The organism is Pseudomonas sp. TH06 (genome assembly GCF_016651305.1).
GTDB lineage: Bacteria > Pseudomonadota > Gammaproteobacteria > Pseudomonadales > Pseudomonadaceae > Aquipseudomonas.
Window position 1 is genome coordinate 4,817,319 of sequence record NZ_JAEKEC010000001.1, and the last position, 21,631, is coordinate 4,838,949.

At 58.7% G+C, this 21,631-nt stretch carries 21 protein-coding genes; 10 read left to right on the plus strand and 11 right to left on the minus strand.

Annotation, left to right across the window (positions count from 1 at the left end):
• The first annotated feature begins 13 nt into the window (after window positions 1-13).
• Entirely contained in the window at window positions 14-793 is a 780-nt protein-coding gene (locus JFT86_RS21440; protein ID WP_201238216.1) for a TSUP family transporter, read from the plus strand.
• Here JFT86_RS21440 and nudC read toward each other — a convergent pair.
• From nudC to JFT86_RS21460, 4 genes are all read right to left on the minus strand, one after another.
• Window positions 761-1,591: an NAD(+) diphosphatase gene (gene nudC, locus JFT86_RS21445; protein ID WP_201238217.1), complete on the minus strand. Its 831-nt coding sequence runs from the start codon at window positions 1,589-1,591 to the stop codon at window positions 761-763. The two genes, JFT86_RS21440 and nudC, sit on opposite strands and share 33 nt — an antisense overlap.
• Before the next feature lie 6 nt (window positions 1,592-1,597).
• On the minus strand, window positions 1,598-2,410 hold the full coding sequence (locus JFT86_RS21450; protein WP_201238218.1) for a crotonase/enoyl-CoA hydratase family protein: 813 nt from the start codon (window positions 2,408-2,410) through the stop codon (window positions 1,598-1,600).
• 249 nt (window positions 2,411-2,659) lie between these two features.
• Entirely contained in the window at window positions 2,660-3,583 is a 924-nt protein-coding gene (locus tag JFT86_RS21455) for a magnesium transporter CorA family protein (protein WP_201238219.1), read from the minus strand.
• A 7-nt stretch (window positions 3,584-3,590) separates the two neighbouring features.
• Window positions 3,591-5,165 (minus strand): RimK family protein, encoded by a 1,575-nt coding sequence (locus tag JFT86_RS21460; protein ID WP_242489508.1) that lies wholly within the window; start codon window positions 5,163-5,165, stop codon window positions 3,591-3,593.
• 92 nt (window positions 5,166-5,257) lie between these two features.
• On the opposite strand from JFT86_RS21460, the gene rimI reads away from it, so the two are divergent.
• On the plus strand, window positions 5,258-6,358 hold the full coding sequence (rimI, locus tag JFT86_RS21465) for a ribosomal protein S18-alanine N-acetyltransferase (RefSeq protein WP_201238220.1): 1,101 nt from the start codon (window positions 5,258-5,260) through the stop codon (window positions 6,356-6,358).
• 136 nt (window positions 6,359-6,494) lie between these two features.
• Here the strand turns inward: rimI and JFT86_RS21470 are convergent, their stop codons facing one another.
• Complete coding sequence (locus JFT86_RS21470) at window positions 6,495-7,640, minus strand: PQQ-dependent sugar dehydrogenase (protein WP_201238221.1); 1,146 nt, start codon at window positions 7,638-7,640, stop codon at window positions 6,495-6,497.
• Between the two features lie 51 nt (window positions 7,641-7,691).
• Window positions 7,692-8,009 carry a hypothetical protein gene (locus JFT86_RS21475; RefSeq protein WP_201238222.1) on the minus strand — a complete coding sequence of 106 codons (318 nt, stop codon included), beginning with the start codon at window positions 8,007-8,009 and terminating at the stop codon, window positions 7,692-7,694.
• A gap of 189 nt (window positions 8,010-8,198) precedes the next feature.
• On the opposite strand from JFT86_RS21475, the gene JFT86_RS21480 reads away from it, so the two are divergent.
• Window positions 8,199-9,059: a Ku protein gene (locus tag JFT86_RS21480; RefSeq protein ID WP_201238223.1), complete on the plus strand. Its 861-nt coding sequence runs from the start codon at window positions 8,199-8,201 to the stop codon at window positions 9,057-9,059.
• A 184-nt stretch (window positions 9,060-9,243) separates the two neighbouring features.
• Here the strand turns inward: JFT86_RS21480 and lpxO are convergent, their stop codons facing one another.
• The gene (gene lpxO / locus JFT86_RS21485) at window positions 9,244-10,143 is read right to left on the minus strand and encodes a lipid A hydroxylase LpxO (protein WP_201238224.1); all 900 of its coding nucleotides are present in this window, start codon (window positions 10,141-10,143) and stop codon (window positions 9,244-9,246) included.
• A 380-nt stretch (window positions 10,144-10,523) separates the two neighbouring features.
• Here lpxO and JFT86_RS21490 point away from each other — a divergent pair, with 380 nt between their 5' ends.
• Window positions 10,524-12,110 (plus strand): ABC-F family ATPase, encoded by a 1,587-nt coding sequence (locus tag JFT86_RS21490; RefSeq protein ID WP_201238225.1) that lies wholly within the window; start codon window positions 10,524-10,526, stop codon window positions 12,108-12,110.
• 241 nt (window positions 12,111-12,351) lie between these two features.
• On the plus strand, window positions 12,352-13,539 hold the full coding sequence (locus tag JFT86_RS21495; protein WP_201238226.1) for an MFS transporter: 1,188 nt from the start codon (window positions 12,352-12,354) through the stop codon (window positions 13,537-13,539).
• A gap of 136 nt (window positions 13,540-13,675) precedes the next feature.
• On the opposite strand, the gene JFT86_RS21500 is transcribed toward JFT86_RS21495, so the two are convergent.
• Window positions 13,676-14,713, minus strand: a complete 1,038-nt coding sequence (locus tag JFT86_RS21500; protein ID WP_201238227.1) for a dienelactone hydrolase — start codon at window positions 14,711-14,713, stop codon at window positions 13,676-13,678.
• 236 nt (window positions 14,714-14,949) lie between these two features.
• Complete coding sequence (locus JFT86_RS21505; protein ID WP_201238228.1) at window positions 14,950-15,561, minus strand: FMN-dependent NADH-azoreductase; 612 nt, start codon at window positions 15,559-15,561, stop codon at window positions 14,950-14,952.
• A 128-nt stretch (window positions 15,562-15,689) separates the two neighbouring features.
• On the opposite strand from JFT86_RS21505, the gene JFT86_RS21510 reads away from it, so the two are divergent.
• Together JFT86_RS21510 and JFT86_RS21515 are read left to right on the plus strand one after the other, a co-directional pair.
• Window positions 15,690-16,598: a LysR substrate-binding domain-containing protein gene (locus JFT86_RS21510; protein WP_201238229.1), complete on the plus strand. Its 909-nt coding sequence runs from the start codon at window positions 15,690-15,692 to the stop codon at window positions 16,596-16,598.
• Window positions 16,595-16,954, plus strand: a complete 360-nt coding sequence (locus JFT86_RS21515; RefSeq protein ID WP_201238230.1) for an MmcQ/YjbR family DNA-binding protein — start codon at window positions 16,595-16,597, stop codon at window positions 16,952-16,954. Before JFT86_RS21510 ends, JFT86_RS21515 begins: the two co-directional genes overlap by 4 nt.
• A gap of 116 nt (window positions 16,955-17,070) precedes the next feature.
• On the opposite strand, the gene JFT86_RS21520 is transcribed toward JFT86_RS21515, so the two are convergent.
• Both JFT86_RS21520 and JFT86_RS21525 read right to left on the minus strand, forming a co-directional pair.
• Window positions 17,071-17,499: a DUF1294 domain-containing protein gene (locus JFT86_RS21520; RefSeq protein WP_201238231.1), complete on the minus strand. Its 429-nt coding sequence runs from the start codon at window positions 17,497-17,499 to the stop codon at window positions 17,071-17,073.
• A complete protein-coding gene (locus JFT86_RS21525) occupies window positions 17,496-18,326 on the minus strand; it encodes an undecaprenyl-diphosphate phosphatase (RefSeq protein ID WP_201238232.1) in 831 nt (276 codons plus the stop codon). The genes JFT86_RS21520 and JFT86_RS21525 overlap by 4 nt, the downstream gene beginning before the upstream one ends.
• Before the next feature lie 303 nt (window positions 18,327-18,629).
• Here JFT86_RS21525 and JFT86_RS21530 point away from each other — a divergent pair, with 303 nt between their 5' ends.
• From JFT86_RS21530 to JFT86_RS21540, 3 genes are all read left to right on the plus strand, one after another.
• Entirely contained in the window at window positions 18,630-20,264 is a 1,635-nt protein-coding gene (locus tag JFT86_RS21530; RefSeq protein ID WP_201238233.1) for a methyl-accepting chemotaxis protein, read from the plus strand.
• A gap of 150 nt (window positions 20,265-20,414) precedes the next feature.
• Window positions 20,415-20,978: a nicotinamide riboside transporter PnuC gene (pnuC, locus tag JFT86_RS21535; protein ID WP_201238234.1), complete on the plus strand. Its 564-nt coding sequence runs from the start codon at window positions 20,415-20,417 to the stop codon at window positions 20,976-20,978.
• Complete coding sequence (locus JFT86_RS21540; protein WP_201238235.1) at window positions 20,975-21,499, plus strand: AAA family ATPase; 525 nt, start codon at window positions 20,975-20,977, stop codon at window positions 21,497-21,499. The genes pnuC and JFT86_RS21540 overlap by 4 nt, the downstream gene beginning before the upstream one ends.
• Window positions 21,500-21,631: the final 132 nt, after the last annotated feature.

The following is a 21,631-nucleotide window of genomic DNA, read 5'->3' on the forward strand; positions in this document are numbered from 1 at the left end:
ATAAGCCGATTCCATGCCTTTCGAACTCAGCGTTGACCTGACCACCCTGGCCATTCTGGCCGTTGTCGCTTTCATTGCCGGTTTCATTGATGCCATCGCCGGCGGTGGTGGTCTGCTGACCACGCCGGCGCTGCTGACGGCCGGCCTGCCGCCGCACCTGGTGCTGGGCACCAACAAACTGAGTTCGACCTTCGGCTCGGCCACCGCCAGTTTCACCTTCTACCGACGCAAGCTGTTTCATCCACGGCAGTGGGTGCACGCGATTGTCGGCACTTTGGTTGGCGCGCTGACCGGTGCCATCGTCGCTCATTACCTGCCAGCGGAATGGCTGAACAAAATGCTCCCGGTGATCGTCTTCGCCTGTGGCCTGTATCTGTTGTTCGGCGGCACGCCAAAAGCGCCGCTGGACAGCGACGCACCGATCAAGAAGAAATGGCAATCGAGCCAGGGTTTCAGCCTCGGGTTCTATGACGGCGTGGCGGGGCCTGGCACGGGGGCGTTCTGGACGGTCAGCAGCCTGCTGCTCTACCCGATCGACCTGGTCAAGGCCAGCGGTGTGGCGCGCAGCATGAACTTCGTCAGCAACATTGCGGCGCTGTCGGTGTTCGTGTTTTCCGGGCAGGTGGACTGGATCATCGGCCTGAGCATGGGCCTGTCGGTGATGGTCGGCGCATTCTTTGGCGCGCGCACCGCGATCAGCGGCGGCGCCAAATTCATTCGCCCGGTGTTCATCACCGTGGTGTTGGGTCTGACCGTGCGCCTAGCCTGGCAACACTGGTTCAGCGTGGCCTAAGCGCCGCGCCACATAGACGTCGATCAGGTAACGGGCAATCGATTTTGACGCCGGCAACGGCGGCAGGTCGTGCACGTTGAACCATTGAGCGTCTTCGATCTCGTCTTCCTGACAGACAATCTCGCCACCGGCGTACTCGGCATGGAAGCCGAGCATCATCGAATGCGGGAACGGCCAGCACTGGCTGCCCATGTACTGAATGTTCTTCACCTCGATCTGCACTTCTTCGCGCACTTCCCGGATCAGGCAATCCTCCGCCGATTCGCCCGGCTCGGCGAACCCGGCCAACGTGCTGTAGACCCCGGTAACGAAGCGCGGTGAACGCGCCAACAGAATCTCGTCGCCACGCGTCACCAGCACAATCATGCTCGGCGAAATGCGCGGATAACTGCGCAGTTCACACGGCTGGCAATACATCGCTCGCTCGCGCGGCACCTGAGTCATGGCCTGCCCGCAGTTGCCGCAGAAGCGATGTTCCCGCGCCCAGGTGCCGATTTGCGCGGCGTAACCGAGCACTTTGTAAACCGTGTGATCGCCCTCGAGCATGAACGCCCGCAGGCCTTTCCAGTTGCAACCCGGCACCTCGCTGTGACTGCGCAGTTCCAGCAGATACACCGGCTCGCCATCGAGATGGCCGATGCCGTGTTCGGCAAGGATCGACAGGTCCTGACGCTTGAGCCACTCCCGCGGGAACAGCGCGCCGTTGTCATCGAACAGAAAACCCTCGGGGCTGCGCGCCACGGCCCAGCCGCCAGGTTGATCGGTATCCAGTACTGCAGTGGTCCAGCGAGATGTCATGGTTTCTCAATCCAGAAATTCGGGTTTCTGTTTGCTCATATGGGCGGCCATGGCCACGCGCAAGTCGGTGGATTGCAACATGGCGGCGTTCCAGGTGGCAACGTATTCGAGGCCGTCGTCGATGCGATGGTCGCGCATGTAGCTGATCATTGCCTTGGTGCCGGTGACGGCGATCGGCGATTTGCCGGCAATGTCACGAGCGATATCAAAGACGCCTTCAAGCAACACGTCCTTGTCGCTGAACACGCGATTGATCAGGCCGATGCTGCGCGCCTCTTCGGCACCAAAGGTGCGACCGGTGTAAGCCAGTTCACGCAGCATGCCGTCACCGATGATCCGTGGCAACCGTTGCAACGTGCCAACGTCGGCGGCCATGCCGATGTCGATTTCCTTGATCGAGAATTGCGCGTCCTCGGCGGCGTAACGCATGTCGCAGGCGGCGATCAGATCGATTGCGCCGCCGAGGCAGTAGCCTTGAATCGCCGCAAGCACAGGCTTGCGGCAGTTATCGACGGCATTGAACGAAGCTTGCAGGGTCAGGATCTTTTTGCGCAGCAGGCGTGCGTTGCGACCGACATCCTTGCCCAGTTCATTGGCGACGCCGGCGAGCATCATCAGGTCGATGCCCGAGGAGAAATGTTTGCCATTACCGCTCAGGACCACCACGCGGACTTCGTCGGTGTCATCGATCCATTGGAAGATCTCGACGATCTCGCTCCAGAACGCGGCGTTCATCGAGTTGATCTTTTCCGGACGATTGATCTGAACATGGGCGATGTTGTCGGCCAGTTCGACACTGAAGGCGGTGTATTGAGTCATGGCAGTGATCCTTTACCGGGCAGAAATTGAGGCCCGAACTATAACAAGGCATCACGGCGGCGGTTCGGCCAAATGCGGGACTGGTTACGACACACGCTCTGTGTAGGAGCTGCCGCAGGCTGCGATCGTTTGACTTTGGTTTTTACAAACAAGATCAAAAGATCGCAGCCTGCGGCAGCTCCTACAGGGGATTGGTGAGCTCTGGAGATGCGAGCCTGCTCGCGATGGCGCCGGATCAAACAACCCGATTCATCTGGCAAGACGCCGCAGCCCGAATAACATCCCCCCTGCCCCCAACAGCATCACCGCCAAAAACAGCGGATAGGAAATCCACCACGGTGTCCCCGCCGTCATCATGCTGAACTCCGACATGCCGCCAATGCTCGCAATCAGGTTCAACGGCAGAAACACCACGTTGATCAACGTCAGCTTGCGCAGCAGGTTGTTCATGCTGTTGTTCATCAGGTTGCCACGCGCATCGATCAGCCCGGAAAACACCGTCGAGTAAATCTCCGCCTGTTTGTAGCACTGGTTGTTTTCAATGATCAGGTCGTCGATCAGGCCAATCGCTTCGCTGCCGAAATGCTGTTTCTCGGCGTGGTTACGCAACCGCGTCAATACGGCGCCGTTGCTGTGCAAGGCGTTGATGTAATAGATCAGGCTTTCACTGAGGTTGAACATCTGCACCAGATGCTGGTTTTGCATCGAGGCGTTGAATTTCTGCTGCAACTCGCGGGCGACCAGTTTGATCACCTTCAAGTGCCCGAGGTAGTGATGGATATTGTTGAAGAGCAAATCCAGCAGCACATCCAGTGGCGTGTTCAACGGCTGGCGCGTACCGAGGCCGTGCAGCGGCGTGTCGTCGGTGGCGATCACCAGCAGTTGTCCCGGCGCGAACAGCAGACCGCAGGACGACACCTCGAACGCCAGACTGCCGCCACCGGAATAGTTTTCCGGGCGTTTCCAGATCAGGAACAGATGATCCGGGTGAAACTCGATCCGCGACACCTCGTCCGGGTCCAGCGCCGAGGCCAAGGCATGTTCATCGACTTTGAAATGACTGTGCAGTAAATCGCGCTCGGCGGCGTCGGGGTTGCTGAACAGCATCACCTCGGCATCCAGCCGTTCAACCCGCTGCAAGGCGCCGTGGCTCAGGGCAAAACTGCTGATCATCGGCGTGTCACCAGGCCTGGCCGCGACGTTTCAGCTCTAGCCGTCGCACAAACTCTTCCAGCACCAGTGAATACAGATCGTCCTGCAAATAAGCGTCTTCGATCCCGGCGTCGAGGTTGGGGTTGTCATTGACTTCGATCACCACGACTTTATCGCCGGCCTGTTTCAAATCGACGCCATACAGGCCGTCGCCGATCAGGTTGGCGGTCTTCACGGCCAGTTCCACCACCGCTCGTGGAGCCTCGTGGATCGCCAGTGTCCGGCATTCGCCATTGACGTCCTGGCCCTTGGCCTTGTGGTTGTAGATCTGCCAGTGCCCCTTGGACATGAAGTACTGGCAAGCGAAGATCGGTTTGCGGTTGAGCACGCCGATGCGCCAGTCGTACTCGGTGTAGAAAAATTCCTGGGCCAGCAACAACACTGAATGTTCGAACAATTGCGCCGTGGCTTCGAGCAGCGCCTGCTGGCTTTCCACCTTGATCACGCCTCGCGAGAAACAGCCATCGGGAATCTTCAGCACCAAGGGAAAACCCAGGCGTTCGCCGACCCGCTCGAAGTCTTCGGGTCGCTCCTTGTAGAGGATTTCGGTGGCGGGCATGCCCAGTTGATGGCTGTTGAGCAGGTCGGTGAGGTAGACCTTGTTGGTGCAGCGCAGAATCGAGGCCGGGTCGTCCATTACCACCAAGCCTTCGCTTTCGGCCTTCTTGGCGAAGCGGTAGGTATGGTTGTCGACGCTGGTGGTTTCGCGGATCAACAGGCCGTCGTACTCGGCCAGTCGCGCATAATCCTTGCGTTCGATCAGTTCGACATCGATGCCCATGGTCTTGCCGACCCGCACGAAATTCTCCAGCGCCTTGCTGTTCGACGGCGGCAACGCTTCTTGCGAATCATGCAGAATCGCCAGGTCGTAACGCGCCACTTGCCGGGAGCGTGGCATGCGCCAGACTTTACGGCTGAAGCCGTCCAGTGCATTGGCGAACTGATCTTCCTGATCATCGCGCAACTTGTGCAAGGCTCCGGACTTTATACCTTCGATGTGCCATCCGTTAGTTCGACGAAACTCAACTAACAAAATCGGACAAGGGAACACTTCGAATAACTGACGGGCCAAATCCTGCAAGGGCTCGATATGCGTTCTGCCGAAATAAAGTGTAAGAGTGAATCCTTCGGTATCGCTGTAGAGGTGATGACTGAGGGCTTTTTCCAATGTTTTATCGAGATCGTCCAGCGCCAGTCCGTAGAGTGATTTCTTGGTCAGTTCGCTGATGGTGCGCACCGACGGAATCACCTTGTGCCCTCGGGCTTCAGCCAGCAGCGAGCAGTAATAACCGTGGCCCAGGTACTTGTAACTGCGACACAGGTTGATCACCTGCACGCGCTTGCCCGACTCGCTGTCACGGGTTTGCTCCAGGTATTCCTGCGCCGTGATGATGTCTTCGCTGGGGAAATAAGACGCCCAGTCTTCCTTGCGTTCGACAATGATCAGCACTTGACTGGAGCTTCTAACCGTTGAGTTTAAATAAGTTGCCGCCGGCAAACTTTGCTCGGATACTTCGCGCCAATGACCCTGTACCGCTGACATAGAGATTGATCCGTTGGAGAACAAGACCATTTCTATTAAGCACGAAGTTTTTCGAAAGTCCCGTTTCGTTACGCAACTTTTACGGTGGTCATATGAGTGCTGTTTTTCGATTGGCGGTAGTTGAAGACCTGCCGGCATTGCTGGCATTGGAAATGCAATGTTTCACCACGGACCGGCTCACCAGCCGCAGTTTCCAGTGGATGATCACCAAGGCGCACGCACAGTTGCTGGTCGCCGAACGGGATGGTCAATTGCTCGGTTACGCGCTGGTGTTGTTCCATCGCGGCACTTCACTGGCGCGGCTGTATTCCATCACCATCGCTGCCCAGGCGCGTGGCACGGGGCTGGGCAAGCAACTGCTGCAGCGCATGGAATCCTGCGCACTCGAACACGACTGTGCCTATCTGCGTCTGGAAGTGCGTACCGACAACCCCGCCGCTATTGCCCTTTACGAACGCAACGGTTACCGGCGTTTTGCGCTGATTCATGATTACTACGAAGACCACGCCGATGCATTGCGTCTGGAGAAACGCATTCTCCAGCACCGAGACTCGCGCAGCATCAAGGTGCCGTGGTATGCGCAGACCACCGACTTCACGTGTGGCCCTGCCTGTTTGTTGATGGCCATGGGCGCGCTGCAGCCTTTGCGGTTACTGGAGCGCCGCGAAGAACTGCAAATCTGGCGCGAAGCGACCACGGTGTTCATGACCTCCGGCCATGGCGGATGCAGTCCGCAGGGATTGGCACTGGCGGCATGGCGGCGGGGTTTTCGCGTGCGTCTGCAACTGAGTCTGACCGGGCCGTTGTTTCTCGATGGTGTACGCGATGAGCATAAAAAAGACGTCATGCGGCTGGTACATGAAGAGTTCACCGAGCAATTGGAGCAGAGCGACGTCGAGCGTGTGATCGGTGCGCCGCTGGATCTGCCGCGATTACTGGAGGCAGGAGGACAACCGCTGGTGTTGATCAGCAGCTATCGCCTGACCCGATCGAAGTCTCCGCACTGGGTGGTGGTGACGGATTGTGATGCGGATTTTGTCTACCTTCATGACCCCGACGTTGATCACAGCCAGCACCGGCAAGCCATGGACTGCCAGCATGTGCCGGTCAGTCATGGGGAATTCGAAAAGATGTGCCGGTTTGGGCGTGGGAAGCTGAGAGCTGCGGTGGTTTTGTACGCCCGCAATGAGTAAGTCAGGCATTCGTGCTTTTGTGGCGAGGGAGCTTGCTCCCGCTGGGTTGTGCAGCAGCCCCGGGAAACTTGTGAGCGCTACGCACTCAAGCGGGAGCAAGCTCCCTCGCCACAGGTTGTGTGTGTGAATTACAAATTTACTTCAGGCCAATCTTGTACAGCGAGCCATCGTCCTCATCCGTCAGCACATACAGATAACCATCCGGCCCCTGCCGTACATCGCGGATGCGCTGTTTCAACTCGCCAAGCAAGCGCTCCTCATGCACGACTTTGTCGCCATCAAACTGCAAGCGAATCAACTCCTGACTCACCAACGCCCCGATAAACACGTTTTGCTGCCATGGTGGGAAGCGGTCGGCATCGTAGAACGCCATACCGGTCACGCCGGGGGATTTATCCCAGACATGATGCGGATCAACCGCGCCTTCAACACTTTTGCCTTTGGCTTCCGGGATCGGCTGCAGCGAATAGTTGATGCCGTGGGTCGCCAACGGCCAGCCGTAGTTTTTTCCGCGCTCGATGATGTTGACCTCATCGCCGCCACGCGGGCCGTGTTCGTTTTCCCAAATCGTGCCGTTCCACGGATTGAGCGCCGCGCCCTGTGGATTGCGAATGCCATAGGCCCAGATCTCCGGACGCACGCCGGATTGCCCTACGAACGGATTGTCGTCCGGCACTTTACCGTCCGCAAAGATCCGCACGATTTTGCCTTGCAGCTTGTCGAGATCCTGCGCGGTGGGCCGATCGTTGTTCTCACCCAGGGTGATGAACAGATAACCGTCACGATCAAACACCAGCCGTGAACCGAAATGGTTGCCGGTCGAGAGTTTCGGTTCCTGACGAAAGATCACTTTGAAATCCTTCAGGGTTTTCAGGTCGTCCGACAGATATCCGCGCCCTACCGCCGTCCCGGCCTTGTCGCCCGCACCGCCACCTTCGGCGTATGACAGATAAACCAGCCGGTCCTGTTTGAATTCCGGAGATAGCACAACATCAAGCAAACCGCCCTGGCCCTTGGCCCAGACCTTCGGCACGCCACTGATCGGCGCCGAGAGCTTGCCGTCCGCACCGACCACGCGCAAATTGCCCGGTCGTTCGGTCACCAGCATGCCCTGGCGATCCGGCAGAAAAGCCAGCGCCCATGGATATTCAAGACCTTGGGTGATCGTGGTGACTTCAAGGGTGCCCTGCTCGCTTTGCAGCTCTTTGGGGGCGGCGGCGAATACCGGCGCACTGATCAAAGCGCCGGCGCACAGGCTGGCTAGAAGAGTTTTACGCAACATGCACGATTCCTTTTGCTGGTTTCAAAGCTGGCAGCACCGCAGTACCGCCGTTCAACGGGTGTCTGTGCTTCGTGACGGCGGGTTGGGAATGAAGGTGGGCGGTGTACTTGGCACCGAACGAATGGGCTGGCCATTGCCAATGCCGCGATTTTCGACGGTGGGCTGACGCGGCGTTGGCACGGTGTTCGGCCCGCGAATCGGCGGAGCGCTGGGCTGGGTGCCCTGCATGCTGTTGGGATTGGCCTGGTGAATCGGGCTGTTGTAAGGGTTGTTGCTGTTGCCGGTCGGACTTTGCGCAAGCACCAAGTCCGCATGAACCAGGCCGCCACTGAGTGTAAGGACGGCGATGCCAAGCATTAATCGGTTCATGGGGGTGCCTCTCGATGTGCAGGGAGTAGAGCCTTCGAGTCCACGCTACGCTGTGGGTTCGGATTTGTTAACCCGTGCCACTTAAACAACATGTAACACGGCTTGACCAAGTCGTCTGAAACCAGCGCATTCACTGGAAACTTTCGCGCCGGCCCACTGGTCACCTGAACATCACGCGGAGAACTCACCATGGCTCGGGCAATCTGGAAAGGCGCGATCAGTTTCGGACTGGTACACATCCCTGTCGCGCTGGTTTCAGCGACGTCGTCGCAAGGCGTGGACTTCGACTGGCTCGACAGCCGCAGCATGGACCCGGTGGGCTACAAACGGGTCAACAAGGTCACCGGCAAGGAAGTCACCAAGGAACACATCGTCAAAGGCGTGGCTTACGAAAAGGGTCGCTATGTGGTGCTTAGCGAAGAGGAAATTCGCTCGGCGCACCCGGTGTCGACGCAAACTATCGACATCTTCTCCTTCGTCGACGCCGAGCAAATCCCGTTGCAGAACATCGACACGCCCTACTATCTCGCCCCGGACAAACGCGGCGGCAAGGTTTACGCGTTGCTGCGCGAAACCCTGAGCAAAACCAATAAAGTCGCCCTCGCCCGTGTCGTCTTGCATACACGGCAATATCTGGCGGCGTTGATGCCACTCGAGTCGGCGCTGGTGCTGGTCAAGCTGCGCTGGCCGCAGGAGGTTCGCGGCCTCGATCAGTTGGAACTGGGCAGCGAAGTGACCAAACCGCAGTTGGCCAAGGGCGAACTGGACATGGCCAAACGGCTAGTTGAGGACATGAGCGGCGACTGGAGTCCTGATGATTATAAGGACGAGTTCGAAGACAAGATCATGGCGCTGGTGGAGAAAAAGGCCCATGAAGGCAAGATCGAGGATGTCGAGTCGGTGGGTGGCGAGGAAGAGCGCAAATCGGCCGATGTAATCGATCTGACCGAGCTGCTTAAACGCAGTCTGGGCGGCAAGGCACCCGCCAAATCGAAGGCTAAAGCGGCGACTAAAACAGCGCCGGCGAAGAAGACCAAGAAAGCGTCCTGAGCATGACAACTGACCGATTGTCAGGCAACTGACAGGTTGCTTTTGCGACAGTCACAGACACCGCAGGTATCTGTGTAGGAGCTGCGGGACGCTGCGATCTTTTGACTTTCAGATTTGAAAGACAAGATCAAAAGATCGCAGCGTGCCGCAGCTCCTACAGTAATTACCGAGCATTTGGCATCGATCAGATCAGAATGAAGATCGCCAACAAGCTACCGAAGATCGCCCACTTTTCCATGTAGTAGCGCTTGCGATTGCGTTTTTTCAGCTCTTTACCGCGCAGGCGAATCTTGTAGATTTTGGTAAACAAGCGATTGATCCCACCGGTACGGTCACCGGCATCGTTCGGCGCGCCGGCGGCGGACATCACCGTGCGGCTGAACCAGCCATTGAATGCTGCCGCCCAGCGGTATTTCATCGGCCGCTCAATGTCACAGAACAGGATGATGCGGTTCTTGTCCGTGGTGTTTTCTGCGTAATGAATGAAGGTTTCATCGAACATCACCGCTTCACCATCACGCCAGTGATAGTTCTCGCCGTCGACATTGATGTAGCAACCAGCATCGTTCGGCGTTTCCAGGCCCAGGTGATAACGGTAGGAACCGGCATACGGATCACGGTGACGCACCAGTTTCGAGCCTGGCGGCAGCTCGGCGAACATAGCGGCCTTGATCGAGCCGATGCTCTGCACCAGTTCCGTGGTGCGCGGGCACAGCTTCATCGCCGACGGATGGCTCTCGCCGTACCACTTGAGGTAAAAACGTTTCCAGCCGCTTTTGAAGAACGAGTTGAAGCCGACATCGTCGTACTGATTCGAGCGTTTGATCTCACCGGCACGCAGCAAATTCTGGCCTTCTTCGCGAATCTCCTGCCAATGTGCCTGCAATGGGCTGAGATCAGGAAATTCTGCGGGATTCAGATACGGCGTATTCGGTTTCTTCGAAAACAGGTACAGAAAGCAGTTGATCGGCGCCAGAAACGTCGAATGGTCGCTTAACTGTCGACCCAGTTTGTGGCGCACACGGCCACGCAAGTGAACGTATGCAATGGAAATGACATAAATAGCAGCAATGATGAGTTTCACGGAAATCGTCACACGTCAGAAGTGAACAAACTGCGCGCATGGTGGCCTGAAGCCCAGCGTCTGATGCAGTGGTCTGAGTACAAATGGCACGTCCTTGAGCCCGCGCCGTTGTAGGGCGCTGGGTGAATGGATGGCATTTTAGCCACAGTTTGTAACCGATAGTGAACCTTCATCTGTGAAAATCTGTCCCGCGATTGCGCCAATCGGCGCTCACAGCGTCATCGCCCTATCGTTTAAAGAGCCAGACCAGTACAATCGCCGCCAAACTTTACGCGCCCCCTTGGTTGATGACGGGAACTCCCCGCTTCAGCGCACTTTGACTCGGGCCCAGCGCTGCAGCCGCACCCTCGCTTTTTAAGAATGCTTCGCAGGAAAAACTCTTGATTTCTACAGCTAACATCACGATGCAGTTCGGCGCCAAGCCGCTCTTCGAAAACGTTTCGGTCAAATTCGGCGCGGGCAACCGTTACGGCCTGATCGGCGCCAACGGTTGCGGCAAGTCGACCTTCATGAAAATCCTCGGCGGTGACCTCGACCCGTCCGCCGGCCAGGTCATGCTCGAGCCGAACGTGCGCCTGGGTAAATTGCGCCAGGATCAGTTCGCCTACGAAGAATTCACCGTGATCGACACCGTGATCATGGGTCACGAAGAGCTGTGGAAGGTCAAGGCCGAACGCGACCGCATCTACTCGCTGCCGGAAATGAGCGAAGAAGACGGCATGGCCGTGGCCGAGCTGGAAACCGAATTCGCCGAAATGGACGGCTACACCGCCGAATCCCGCGCCGGTGAACTGTTGCTGGGTCTGGGTATCGGCATCGAGCAACACTTCGGCCCGATGAGCGAAGTCTCGCCAGGCTGGAAACTCCGTGTGTTGCTGGCGCAGGCATTGTTCTCCGATCCGGAAGTGCTGTTGCTCGACGAACCGACCAACCACCTGGACATCAACACCATTCGCTGGCTGGAAAACGTGCTGACCCAGCGTAACAGCCTGATGATCATCATCTCCCACGACCGTCACTTCCTGAACAGCGTGTGCACGCACATGGCTGACCTGGATTACGGCGAGCTGCGTCTGTTCCCGGGCAACTACGACGAGTACATGACCGTGGCGACCCAGTCCCGCGAGCAACTGCTGTCGGACAACGCCAAGAAGAAAGCGCAGATTTCCGAACTGCAATCGTTCGTCAGCCGCTTCTCGGCCAACGCCTCGAAAGCCAAGCAGGCCACTTCCCGTGCCAAGGCGATCGACAAGATCCAGTTGGCCGAGGTCAAGCCTTCGAGCCGCGTGAGCCCGTTCATCCGCTTCGATCAGAACAAGAAGCTGCACCGCCAGGCGGTCATGGTCGAGAAAATGGCCAAAGGTTTCGATGGCAAGACGCTGTTCAAGGACTTCAGCTTCCAGGTTGAAGCCGGCGAACGCGTGGCGATCATCGGCCCGAACGGTATCGGTAAAACCACCCTGCTGCGTACTCTGGTCAACGAGCTGACGCCGGATGCCGGTAGCATCAAGTGGACCGACGCCGCGGAACTGGGCTACTACGCTCAGGACCACGCGCACGATTTCGAAGACGACGTCACCCTGTTCGACTGGATGGGTCAGTGGACTCAGGGCGAGCAGATGATTCGCGGTACTTTGGGGCGCATGCTGTTCTCCAACGACGAGATCCTCAAGTCGGTCAAAGTGATTTCCGGTGGTGAACAAGGTCGCATGCTGTTCGGCAAGCTGATCCTGCAGAAGCCGAACGTGCTGATCATGGACGAACCGACCAACCACTTGGACATGGAATCGATCGAGGCGCTGAACCTGGCGCTGGAAAACTACCCGGGCACGCTGATCTTCGTCAGCCACGACCGTGAGTTCGTATCGTCCCTGGCCACGCGCATCATCGAGCTGAGCCCGAATGGCGTGACCGACTTCAGCGGCACCTACGACGACTACCTGCGCAGCCAAGGTGTAGTGTTTTAAAAAGCAGCTAGTAGTTTTTAGCTGCAAGCTGCAAGCAAAAGCCCTGTCCATGTGACGGGGCTTTTGTATTAAAGAGGCAAGATCAAAAGATCGCAGCCTGCGGCAGCTCCTACAAAATCAAAAGCGAACTCCTGTAGGAGCTGCCGCAGGCTGCGATCTTTTGATCGTTAGCCTGCTTCCTTTTATTTCAGACCCACGCCATGATGCGAGCTCTCCTACCGCCGCCCGCGAACGAGTTCTCATGTCTGCGCAGCAACAGCCACCGCAAAGCTCCATGGCGATCACCCTGCAGATCGTCTCCATCGTGTTTTATACCTTTATTGCCTTCCTCTGCATCGGCCTGCCGATTGCTGTGTTGCCCGGCTACGTGCATGAGCAGTTGGGTTTCAGCGCGATCATCGCCGGGCTGGTGATCGGCTCGCAGTACCTGGCCACGCTGCTCAGCCGACCGATGGCCGGGCGTATGTCGGACACCATCGGCACCAAACGGGCGATTGTTTATGGCTTGCTGGGGATTGTGCTCAGCGGTGTGTTGACGCTGATTTCAACGCTGTTGCAAAGCTTCCCGCTGACCAGCCTGTTGATTCTGATCGCCGGGCGCTTGCTGCTTGGCATCGCTCAGGGCCTGATCGGTGTCGGCACCATCAGTTGGTGCATGGGTCAGGTCGGCGCTGAACACACGGCGCGCTCCATCGGCTGGAACGGCATAGCCTCGTATGGCGCGATTGCGATTGGGGCGCCACTGGGCGTGGTGATGGTCGCCGACTACGGTTTTGCCAGTCTGGGGATTGCGCTGACGGCATTGGCGGCCATCGCGCTGGTGCTGATCCGTAACAAACCGTCAGTGCCGGTGGTGCGCGGTGAACGCCTGCCGTTCTGGGCAGTGTTTGGCCGGATCGCACCGTTTGGCGCCAGTCTGAGCCTGGCGTCGATCGGTTACGGCACGCTGACCACGTTCATCACCCTGTATTACCTCAATCGCGGATGGAGCGGCGCGGCGTATTGCCTGACGGTGTTCGGCGTGTGCTTCATCCTTTCGCGCCTGATGTTCATTTCGGCGATTGCGCGATTCGGCGGCTTCACTTCGGCGATTGCCTGCATGACCATCGAGACCGTCGGGCTGACGCTGTTGTGGCTGGCGCCCTCCACCGCGTATGCGCTGATCGGTGCGGGGCTGGCCGGGTTTGGCCTGTCGCTGGTGTATCCGGCGCTGGGCGTCGAAGCGATCAAGCAAGTGCCCAACTCCAGCCGTGGCGCGGGGTTGAGCGCTTACGCCGTGTTCTTCGATCTGGCGCTGGCGGTGGCTGGGCCGTTGATGGGCGCGGTGGCGTTGAACCTGGGGTATTCGTGGATTTTCTTTTGCGCGGCGATGCTGTCGGTGACCGGGCTGGGATTAACGCTACTGCTCAAGCGCCGGGCCAAGACCTGAGGTCTGGCGAAATCCTTGTAGGAGTGAGCCTGCTCGCGATAGCGGAGTATCAGTGAAGGAAATGTCGACTGACACTCCGCTATCGCGAGCAGGCTCACTCCTACATTAGCGGACTAGCGGTGTTTGTGGGGTCAGGTTATTGATCGGCAGTCTGCATCCCCGCCCGCGTCGGTTTGCCCAGTGCATGCGCAAAGAACCGCCCGGCTTCGGAAATCAGATTGCGATGGATGTCTTCGCGATCCACACCATCGGCGTCGGTGCACAGCGCCGGCATGGCGAGGATCTGCTCTTCTGTGCACGGCGCCATGAACACGAAGTGCCCTGCCCCGGCGAGTAACTTGAAGTCCGGTGCGGTCGGCAGTTTGCGCGCCAGTGCGGCAGCGTTTTTGTCGAACGCCACGAGCTTGTCGCCGTCGCCGCTATAGAGCAGCACCGGCACATGCACATCGGCCAGAGTATGACGACCGAATTTCAGGCTCAACGGCGCCATCAACAACAAGGCATGCACGCGCGGATCAGCGACCGGTTGCAGGTCATCGCGATCGACGATCAGCTCGCCCTTGGTGTTGCAGGCGTCGCGGTCGTCGGGACGCTCCTGGCAATAGCGGCGCAGGCGATCCAGATCCGGTTGCGCACCCGACAGAATCAGCGCCGTCTCGCCACCCGCCGAATAGCCGATCACGCCCACCTGGTCAGCATTGACGAACGGCGCCAGCATGCGGTCGCCAAGGGTCGCGGTAATCGCTTCGGAAATCTGGATCGGTCGGCCGTAGAGATTGCTCAGGGTGCCGAGGCGGCTGTGATCCTTGGAGTTGTCGCCGGGGTGAATCACCGCCACCACGACAAAACCTTTGCGAGCCAGCGAGGTGGCGAGATCGTGCAGCGCCAGCGGCGTGCCGGTGTTGCCGTGGGACAGCATCAGCATCGGAAAGCGGCCCATGGCGACTTTGGTGTCTTCACCGGCTGCGACCGAATAACCTTCGAGCAGGCTCATGTGCTCGCGGTCGCTGGAGGGATAGAACGCGATGGCGCGCATCGGTTGCAGATCCAGCGGATCGAGGAAGGTCATCTCGTGATAACCGACGCTCCAGACAGGGTGCAGCCCCGGCGCAGCTTGCACTGAATTCAGGCTGCCCAGCAGGCAAATCAGTAACGTTGCACAAAGACGCATCATGGGATGCCCCACCCTGTTGTTACTCAATCGAAAGATCCGTTGCGTTGTCGGGCCGGAACGCCGGGGATTCGGCGGTCCGTTACGACACTGCACTCAGACGCTGATCGTTTGACTGCATAACCCGGGCCAGATTATGTAACAGTCAGAAACAAAAAACTCCGTATTCGGCCCTTGCAGAACCAGAATACAGAGTTTTTTGGGTATTACCTGAACCTCAGCTGTTCTTTACGCAAGCCTTACGCAGCGGCGAACAGTTGCTCGCTGATCTTCGCTTGAGCCGCGGTCATGGCGTTGTTGCGCACTTCGTCACCATACGCGAGACCTTCGGCACGGACGATTTCGATGTCGGTGATGCCGAGGAAGCCCAGAACCAGCTTCAGGTATTCTTCGTGGGCGATGCCGCTGGCCTGCCCGGCATGGATACCGCCGGAGGTGGAGACGATCACCACTTTCTTGCCGCCGCACAGGCCTTCAGGGCCGGCTTCGGTGTAACGGAAGGTTTGACCGGCAACGGCCACACGGTCGATCCACGCCTTGAGCTGGGTCGGTACGGTGAAGTTGTACATCGGCGCAGCAATCACTACGGCGTCAGCCGCGATGAACTCGGCCAGGGTCGAGGCGCTCAGCTCGGCTTCGTGCTGTTGCGCGGCGTTGCGCAGTTCAGCGGTGGTGCCGGCGGCGACCAGAGTGGTCGAGGAGAAGTGGCTGATGGCGTCGGCGGCCAAGTCGCGGTAAGTCACCACGGCGCCTGGCTCAGCGGCTTGCCAAGCTTTGACGACTTGGCTGCTCAACTGACGGGAAGCCGAGTTGTCGCCCAGAATGCTCGAATCGATATGCAGCAGTTTCATGTGGAATCTCCTGGAATGAATCGCCGGTGGCGACGGAATGGAGAGAATCCTACGCAAGAAACCAATGGATGATTAGACGGCGACAATGCGATAGTTTGTCCCACTGATAGAACAGTCGGATATCAACCATGCAAGATCTCAACGATCTCTACTATTTCGCCAAAGTCGTCGAGGCAGGTGGCTTTGCGGCCGCCGGCCGATTGCTGGGCATTCCCAAATCACGGCTGTCACGGCGCATCGCCGAACTGGAAGAGCGTCTCGGCGCCCGCCTGCTGCAACGCACCACCCGCCAACTCAATCTCACGGCCGTGGGTGAGCGTTATCTGCGTCATTGCCAGGCCATGTTGCTCGAAGCTGAAATGGCCGACGAAGCCGTCGCCAGTATGTCCACCGAGCCACGCGGTCGTCTGCGCGTGTCGTGCCCGACCGGGCTGGCCCGCGAAATGCTGCCGTGGGTGATCAGCGATTTTCTCGGCAAATTCCCCCAGGTGCAATTGGAAGTCGTGCTGCTCAACCGTCGGGTCGATCTGGTTGCAGAGGGTTTCGATGTTGCCTTGCGTGTGCGGGAACTGGGCGACGAAGACCCGTTGCTGGTTACCCGCCGTTTGCGTCAGGCGCAAATGGTCGTGGTGGCCAGCCCGACGTTTATGCAAGGGCAAGCGATCAGTCACCCGCAAGACCTGAAGAACCTGCCGGTGCTGGGGGCGTTGGAGGCCGATCGCATGGTGCATGTGCGCCTGCTTGATCAGCAGGGCCACAGTTTCGAACTGAACATGGAAGCGCGTCTGGGCATCGACGATTTCGTAGTGCGCAAGACCTGCGTCCTCGCCGGTCAGGGTTTTACCCTGTTGCCGATGATGTATTGCGAAGCGGAGCTGGAAAGCGGCGCGCTGGTGCAGTTGCTGCCCGAATGGTCGCTGCCCGGCGGCTGGCTGCAAGCGGTGTATCCGCATCGGCGTGGCGTGATGCCGGCCGTGCGTGCGTGGATCGATCACCTGGTCGAATCGTTCAATGCCTGTGGGGAGCGGTTGTTATGAAGAAGGGAAAGATGAGCGAAGCGGACGTTGCTGCGTTCTGCCTGGCGTTGCCGGGTGCGCGGGAAGACTACAAATGGGGTGGCGTGCGGGTATTTTCGATTGCCGGCAACAAGATGTTTGCCTTGCAGGGTTTGCGCGGTGACTCGCTGGCGTTCAAGGTCGACAAGGATCTGTTTCTCGGCCATTGCGACCGCCCGGGCATCCACCCCGCGCCGTATCTGGCCCGGGCACAGTGGATCATCATGCACCCGCCCTACCCGCTGGGCACCGAGGAACTGCAGGGATTGCTGCAGCGCTCGCATCAGTTGGTGGTGAGCAAGTTGCCGAAGAAAACTCAAATCGCTCTATTGCTGTAACCCCGTTCCCTGTAGGAGTGAGCCTGCTCGCGATAACGGTGGATCAGCTAACAAGTTGTCGACTGACAATTCGCTATCGCGAGCAGGCTCACTCCTACAGGGGAATTTGGTGTGGGTTAGAACAGGTTCAGCAGGTTCAAGCGGAGGAACAGTTGGTCGATCCAGAACACCTGGTGCAACAAAACGATGACCCAGAACAGAATCTGATACGACACCTTGCGCGTCTTGTGCCGGAACACTTGCTGAGCAATCAACGCGCCCGGCCAGCCGCCCGCAAACTCCACCGCATGCAGGATGTTTTCCGGCGTGCGCCACGCATCGGCGCGAGCCTTGCGTTTGTCGGCCCAGTACAGGAAAAACGCCAGCACGCTGACGATTCCATACGCCGCCATCGGCACCAGTGAAATCCCGCGCAGCCACATCGACAGCGAGCCGAACAACGGCAAGGCGCAGACGATCACCAGCACCAGCAGTTTCAATTTCAGATACTGAATAGGGCCGCCGGACGGGCGACCCTCAGGACGGCGTGCGCGGGAATCACTCATGGTTTTGCCGCTGCCCAGTCCACCCAGCCGAACTGCCACGTCGCCAGAATGAACAGACCAAAGATGATCCGATACCAGGCGAAAGCTGCGTAACTGTGGCTGGCGATAAACTTGAGCAAACCACGCACAGCGATCATCGCGAAGATGAACGCGGTGACGAAGCCGATGGCGAACACCGGAAAGTCCGCCGGAACAAACAGATGGCGATACTTGTAGCCCGAGTAAACCGCAGCACCGACCATGGTTGGCATGGCGAGGAAGAACGAGAACTCGGTGGCGGTCTTGCGCGACAGGCCGAAGAGCAAGCCACCAATGATCGTCGAGCCGGAACGCGAGGTGCCGGGGATCATCGCCAGGCACTGGGCGAATCCGACCTTCAATGCGTCTTTCCAGGTGATCTCGTCGACCGTTTCGGCATGCACTTCATGCTGACGTTGTTCAGCCCACAACATGATGATCCCGCCTACAACCAACGCCGTCGCAACGGTAATCGGGTTGAACAGGTATTCATGGATCAGGTCGGCAAAGATTACACCCAGCACGACGGCGGGCAAAAACGCGATCAGCAGGTTGGCGGTGAAACGCCGTGCGCTTGGCTGTGTTGGCAAACCAACCACCACATCGAGAATCTTGCGGCGGAATTCCCAGACCACCGCGAGGATCGCGCCGAGCTGGATGATGATGTTGAACGCCATGGCCCGTTCGCCGCCGAAATTCAGCAAGTCGGCGACAATGATCTGGTGTCCGGTACTGGAAATGGGCAAAAACTCCGTCAGCCCTTCTACAACTCCTAGTATCAGTGCCTGCAAGGCAGTCCAAAGATCCATCAATCCCCCAAAGAGCGATGCACACGGGCATGCTCCGATAGTATTTTTTTACGTTCACTGCGATCAGCGTAGCTGGTTTTGCTGTACCGATTCCGCGCGCACAGGATCCACACGGAAGGGTCAAAATTCCGTGAAATATTAACTTGGATTCAGGTTTTCACGCGCGGGGCCGAAATCCTAACAGACAAGCCTTAATAGCGCTGCCGCGTTATACGACTTGGGTCGCGTATGCCCGCTCACAAAATCGTGATTGGATGCTGGCGGTCGTTTATTACAAGAAAAAGAATCCGGAGTGACAGCGTTATGAACAGCTTGCGCAGTGTGTCGATCAGCCGACGCTTGTGGCTCATTTTGGTGGTGGCGGTGGTCATGTTGCTGACCTTGGGCGTGCTGATGCTCCAGCAGATCCACGATGACTTGTATCGCGCCAAGGCCCAGAAAACCCAGCATGTGGTGCAGACCGCCAGCGGTTTGCTGACCTATTACCACGACCTGGAAACCGCCGGCACTCTGACCAAGGAGGCTGCGCAGAAGCAGGCGCTGACCGCCATCCGTGGTCTGCGTTATGACCAGAGCGACTACTTCTGGATCAACGACCTTACCCCCGTAATGGTCATGCACCCGACCAATCCCAAACTCGAAGGCCAGAATCTCTCGGCGATTCGCGACCCGGATGGTTTCGCGGTGTTCAACGAAATGGTGGCGATTGCCAGGTCCAAGGGCGCCGGCATGGTCGATTACCGTTGGCCGAAGCCAGGCGCCAGTGAGCCGGTGGCCAAGACTTCATACGTCAAACTGTTCGAGCCGTGGGGCTGGGTGCTCGGTTCCGGCGTGTATGTCGACGATGTGCAGGTCGAATTCCAGGGCCAGGTGATCAAGGCCACGGTCATTGGTTTGGCCATCGCCGTGATCATGGCATTGCTGGTGATCCTGATTGCACGCAGCATCGTCCGTCCGTTGCAGGAGACCGTGAACGCCATGGCCAACATCGCCAGCGGCGAAAGCGACCTGACCCGCAGCCTCGATACCCATGGCAAGGATGAAGTGACTGAGCTGGCTCATCACTTCAACGCCTTTACCGCCAAACTGCGCCGGGTGATCGGCGACTTGCAGATCTCGGCCAGCGCGCTGGGCCAGTCGTCCAGCGAGCTTGGCAACGATGCGTCGCAGGCCCAGCAGCGCAGCCAGCAGCAATCGCAGCAGATGGAACTGGTGGCCACCGCGATCAACGAGGTGACCTACGGTGTGCAGGACGTGGCGAAAAACGCCGAGCATGCAGCCGCCGAGATGCGTGATGCCGAAGCGCAGGCGCAACAAGGCCAGATCAACATTGACGGCAGTCTGCAACAGATCGACAAGTTGTCCGGCACCATCGATCAAGCGGTTGAGGTGATCCGCACGCTGGCCGCCGAAAGCACGCAGATCGGCAGCGTGCTGGAAGTGATTCGCTCGATTGCCGAGCAGACCAATCTTCTGGCACTGAACGCGGCCATCGAAGCGGCCCGCGCCGGTGAACAGGGTCGTGGTTTTGCCGTTGTGGCGGATGAAGTGCGCTTGCTCGCGCAGCGTACGCAGAAGTCGACGGCAGAAATCCAGTCGATGATCGAGCGTCTGCAAAATCACTCCGAGGCCGCGGCCAAGGTGATTGGTGACAGCAGCAAGGCTTCGCAACTGACCATTGAACAGGCCGGACTGGCCGGCGCCAGCCTGAACGCCATCGGCCAGGCGCTGCGCAACCTCAATGGCCTGAATGCCTCGATTGCCAGCGCCACGCTGCAACAGGCGCATGTGGTCGAGGACATCAATCAGAACGTGACCCAGGCCGCCGGTCTGTCGCACAGCACGGCCATCGCAGCCGAGCAGTCGAGCGCCGCCAGCGTGCGACTTGGCCAGTTGAGCGAACAACTCAACGGCCTGCTGCGTCAGTTCCGCGTCTAGCACCGTTCCCCTGTAGGAGTGAGCCTGCTCGCGATAGCGTCGTATCAGTCAACCAAGAGTGGCTGACCCACCGCCATCGCGAGCAGGCTCACTCCTACAGTTTTTCTGGGTACAATCCGCCCCCTCCTCAACTCCTCCCAAGGAACCCACATGTCCGGGCTTGAACTGTTTGCCGCCGCCCTCGGTGTGATCGCCGTCTGGCTGACGGTCAAACAGAATCCGTGGTGCTGGCCGATCGGGCTGGTCATGGTGTTGCTGTACAGCTGGATCTTCTATGACGTGAAGCTGTACTCGGACATGTTGCTGCAAGTGATCTACGCCGCGCTGCAAGTCTATGGCTGGTGGCAATGGACGCGCGCCGGGACGATGCACGACGGACGTCAGGTCACGCGCCTGGACAGCCGCTCGATATTGTTGGGGCTGAGCGTCGGCGCACTCGGCAGTGTGTTGCTTGGCGCCGCCATGGCGCATTGGACTGACGCCGCGCAACCGTGGCTGGATGCGGCGCTGACCGGTTTCAGTCTGGTGGCGCAGCTGTGGATGGCGCAGAAACGCCTGCAGTGCTGGGCGCTGTGGTTCGTCCTCGATGTGATTTTCGTTGGCCTGTTCCTTTATAAAGGCCTGTACCTCACCGCAGCGCTGTACGCCTTATTCACCCTGATTGCGATTCAGGGCTGGCGCGAATGGCGCGCCGATCCGGCGTTGCGCACATGAAAGTAGTCGTTCTGACCGGCCCCGAGTCCTCCGGCAAGAGTTGGCTGGCCGCCGGCCTGCAGCAACGGTTCGGCGGGCTGCGGGTCGACGAGTACGTGCGCTGGTTTATCGAGCAGAACCCTCGCGACACCTGTCTGGCCGACATTCCCGAGATCGCTCGCGGGCAACTGCAATGGGAAGATCAGGCGCAGGCGCAACGTCCGCCACTGCTGATTCTCGACACCCACCTGCTGAGCAACATGCTCTGGAGTCAGACGCTGTTCGGCGATTGCCCAACGTGGCTTGAGCCGGAGTTGCTGGCGCGGCATTACGACCTGCACCTTCTATTGTCTCCCGAGCAGATCGACTGGACCGATGACGGTCAGCGCTGCCAGCCGGATCTGGATCAGCGCCTGGCGTTTTATCAGGCTACGCGGGAATGGCTGGAACGCCATGACCAGCCCTTCAAGATCATTCAAGGCAATTGGGCTGAACGCCAGGCGCGAGCCTTTGCAGCGGTCGAAGCACTGCTCGCGCAATAACCAGTCTTTGTGGGCCTGTTTACCCGGTTTTGGGGGCAAAGTGTCCGTTCCTGAAACACCTCCCCGCGTGCAAAGGGCCCGTTTCAAGGGATTGATCGCTTTGATCGTGCCCTTGTTACGCTGCTGAAACAC

Coding starts and splice junctions, on each gene's coding strand:
- JFT86_RS21440 (WP_201238216.1), top strand. CDS start 14: ATGCCTTTCGAACTCAGCGTTGACCTGACCACCCTGGCCATTCTGGCC.
- nudC (WP_201238217.1), bottom strand. CDS start 1,591: ATGACATCTCGCTGGACCACTGCAGTACTGGATACCGATCAACCTGGC.
- JFT86_RS21450 (WP_201238218.1), bottom strand. CDS start 2,410: ATGACTCAATACACCGCCTTCAGTGTCGAACTGGCCGACAACATCGCC.
- JFT86_RS21455 (WP_201238219.1), bottom strand. CDS start 3,583: ATGATCAGCAGTTTTGCCCTGAGCCACGGCGCCTTGCAGCGGGTTGAA.
- JFT86_RS21460 (WP_242489508.1), bottom strand. CDS start 5,165: ATGTCAGCGGTACAGGGTCATTGGCGCGAAGTATCCGAGCAAAGTTTG.
- rimI (WP_201238220.1), top strand. CDS start 5,258: ATGAGTGCTGTTTTTCGATTGGCGGTAGTTGAAGACCTGCCGGCATTG.
- JFT86_RS21470 (WP_201238221.1), bottom strand. CDS start 7,640: ATGTTGCGTAAAACTCTTCTAGCCAGCCTGTGCGCCGGCGCTTTGATC.
- JFT86_RS21475 (WP_201238222.1), bottom strand. CDS start 8,009: ATGAACCGATTAATGCTTGGCATCGCCGTCCTTACACTCAGTGGCGGC.
- JFT86_RS21480 (WP_201238223.1), top strand. CDS start 8,199: ATGGCTCGGGCAATCTGGAAAGGCGCGATCAGTTTCGGACTGGTACAC.
- JFT86_RS21495 (WP_201238226.1), top strand. CDS start 12,352: ATGTCTGCGCAGCAACAGCCACCGCAAAGCTCCATGGCGATCACCCTG.
- JFT86_RS21500 (WP_201238227.1), bottom strand. CDS start 14,713: ATGATGCGTCTTTGTGCAACGTTACTGATTTGCCTGCTGGGCAGCCTG.
- JFT86_RS21505 (WP_201238228.1), bottom strand. CDS start 15,561: ATGAAACTGCTGCATATCGATTCGAGCATTCTGGGCGACAACTCGGCT.
- JFT86_RS21510 (WP_201238229.1), top strand. CDS start 15,690: ATGCAAGATCTCAACGATCTCTACTATTTCGCCAAAGTCGTCGAGGCA.
- JFT86_RS21515 (WP_201238230.1), top strand. CDS start 16,595: ATGAAGAAGGGAAAGATGAGCGAAGCGGACGTTGCTGCGTTCTGCCTG.
- JFT86_RS21520 (WP_201238231.1), bottom strand. CDS start 17,499: ATGAGTGATTCCCGCGCACGCCGTCCTGAGGGTCGCCCGTCCGGCGGC.
- JFT86_RS21525 (WP_201238232.1), bottom strand. CDS start 18,326: ATGGATCTTTGGACTGCCTTGCAGGCACTGATACTAGGAGTTGTAGAA.
- JFT86_RS21530 (WP_201238233.1), top strand. CDS start 18,630: ATGAACAGCTTGCGCAGTGTGTCGATCAGCCGACGCTTGTGGCTCATT.
- pnuC (WP_201238234.1), top strand. CDS start 20,415: ATGTCCGGGCTTGAACTGTTTGCCGCCGCCCTCGGTGTGATCGCCGTC.
- JFT86_RS21540 (WP_201238235.1), top strand. CDS start 20,975: ATGAAAGTAGTCGTTCTGACCGGCCCCGAGTCCTCCGGCAAGAGTTGG.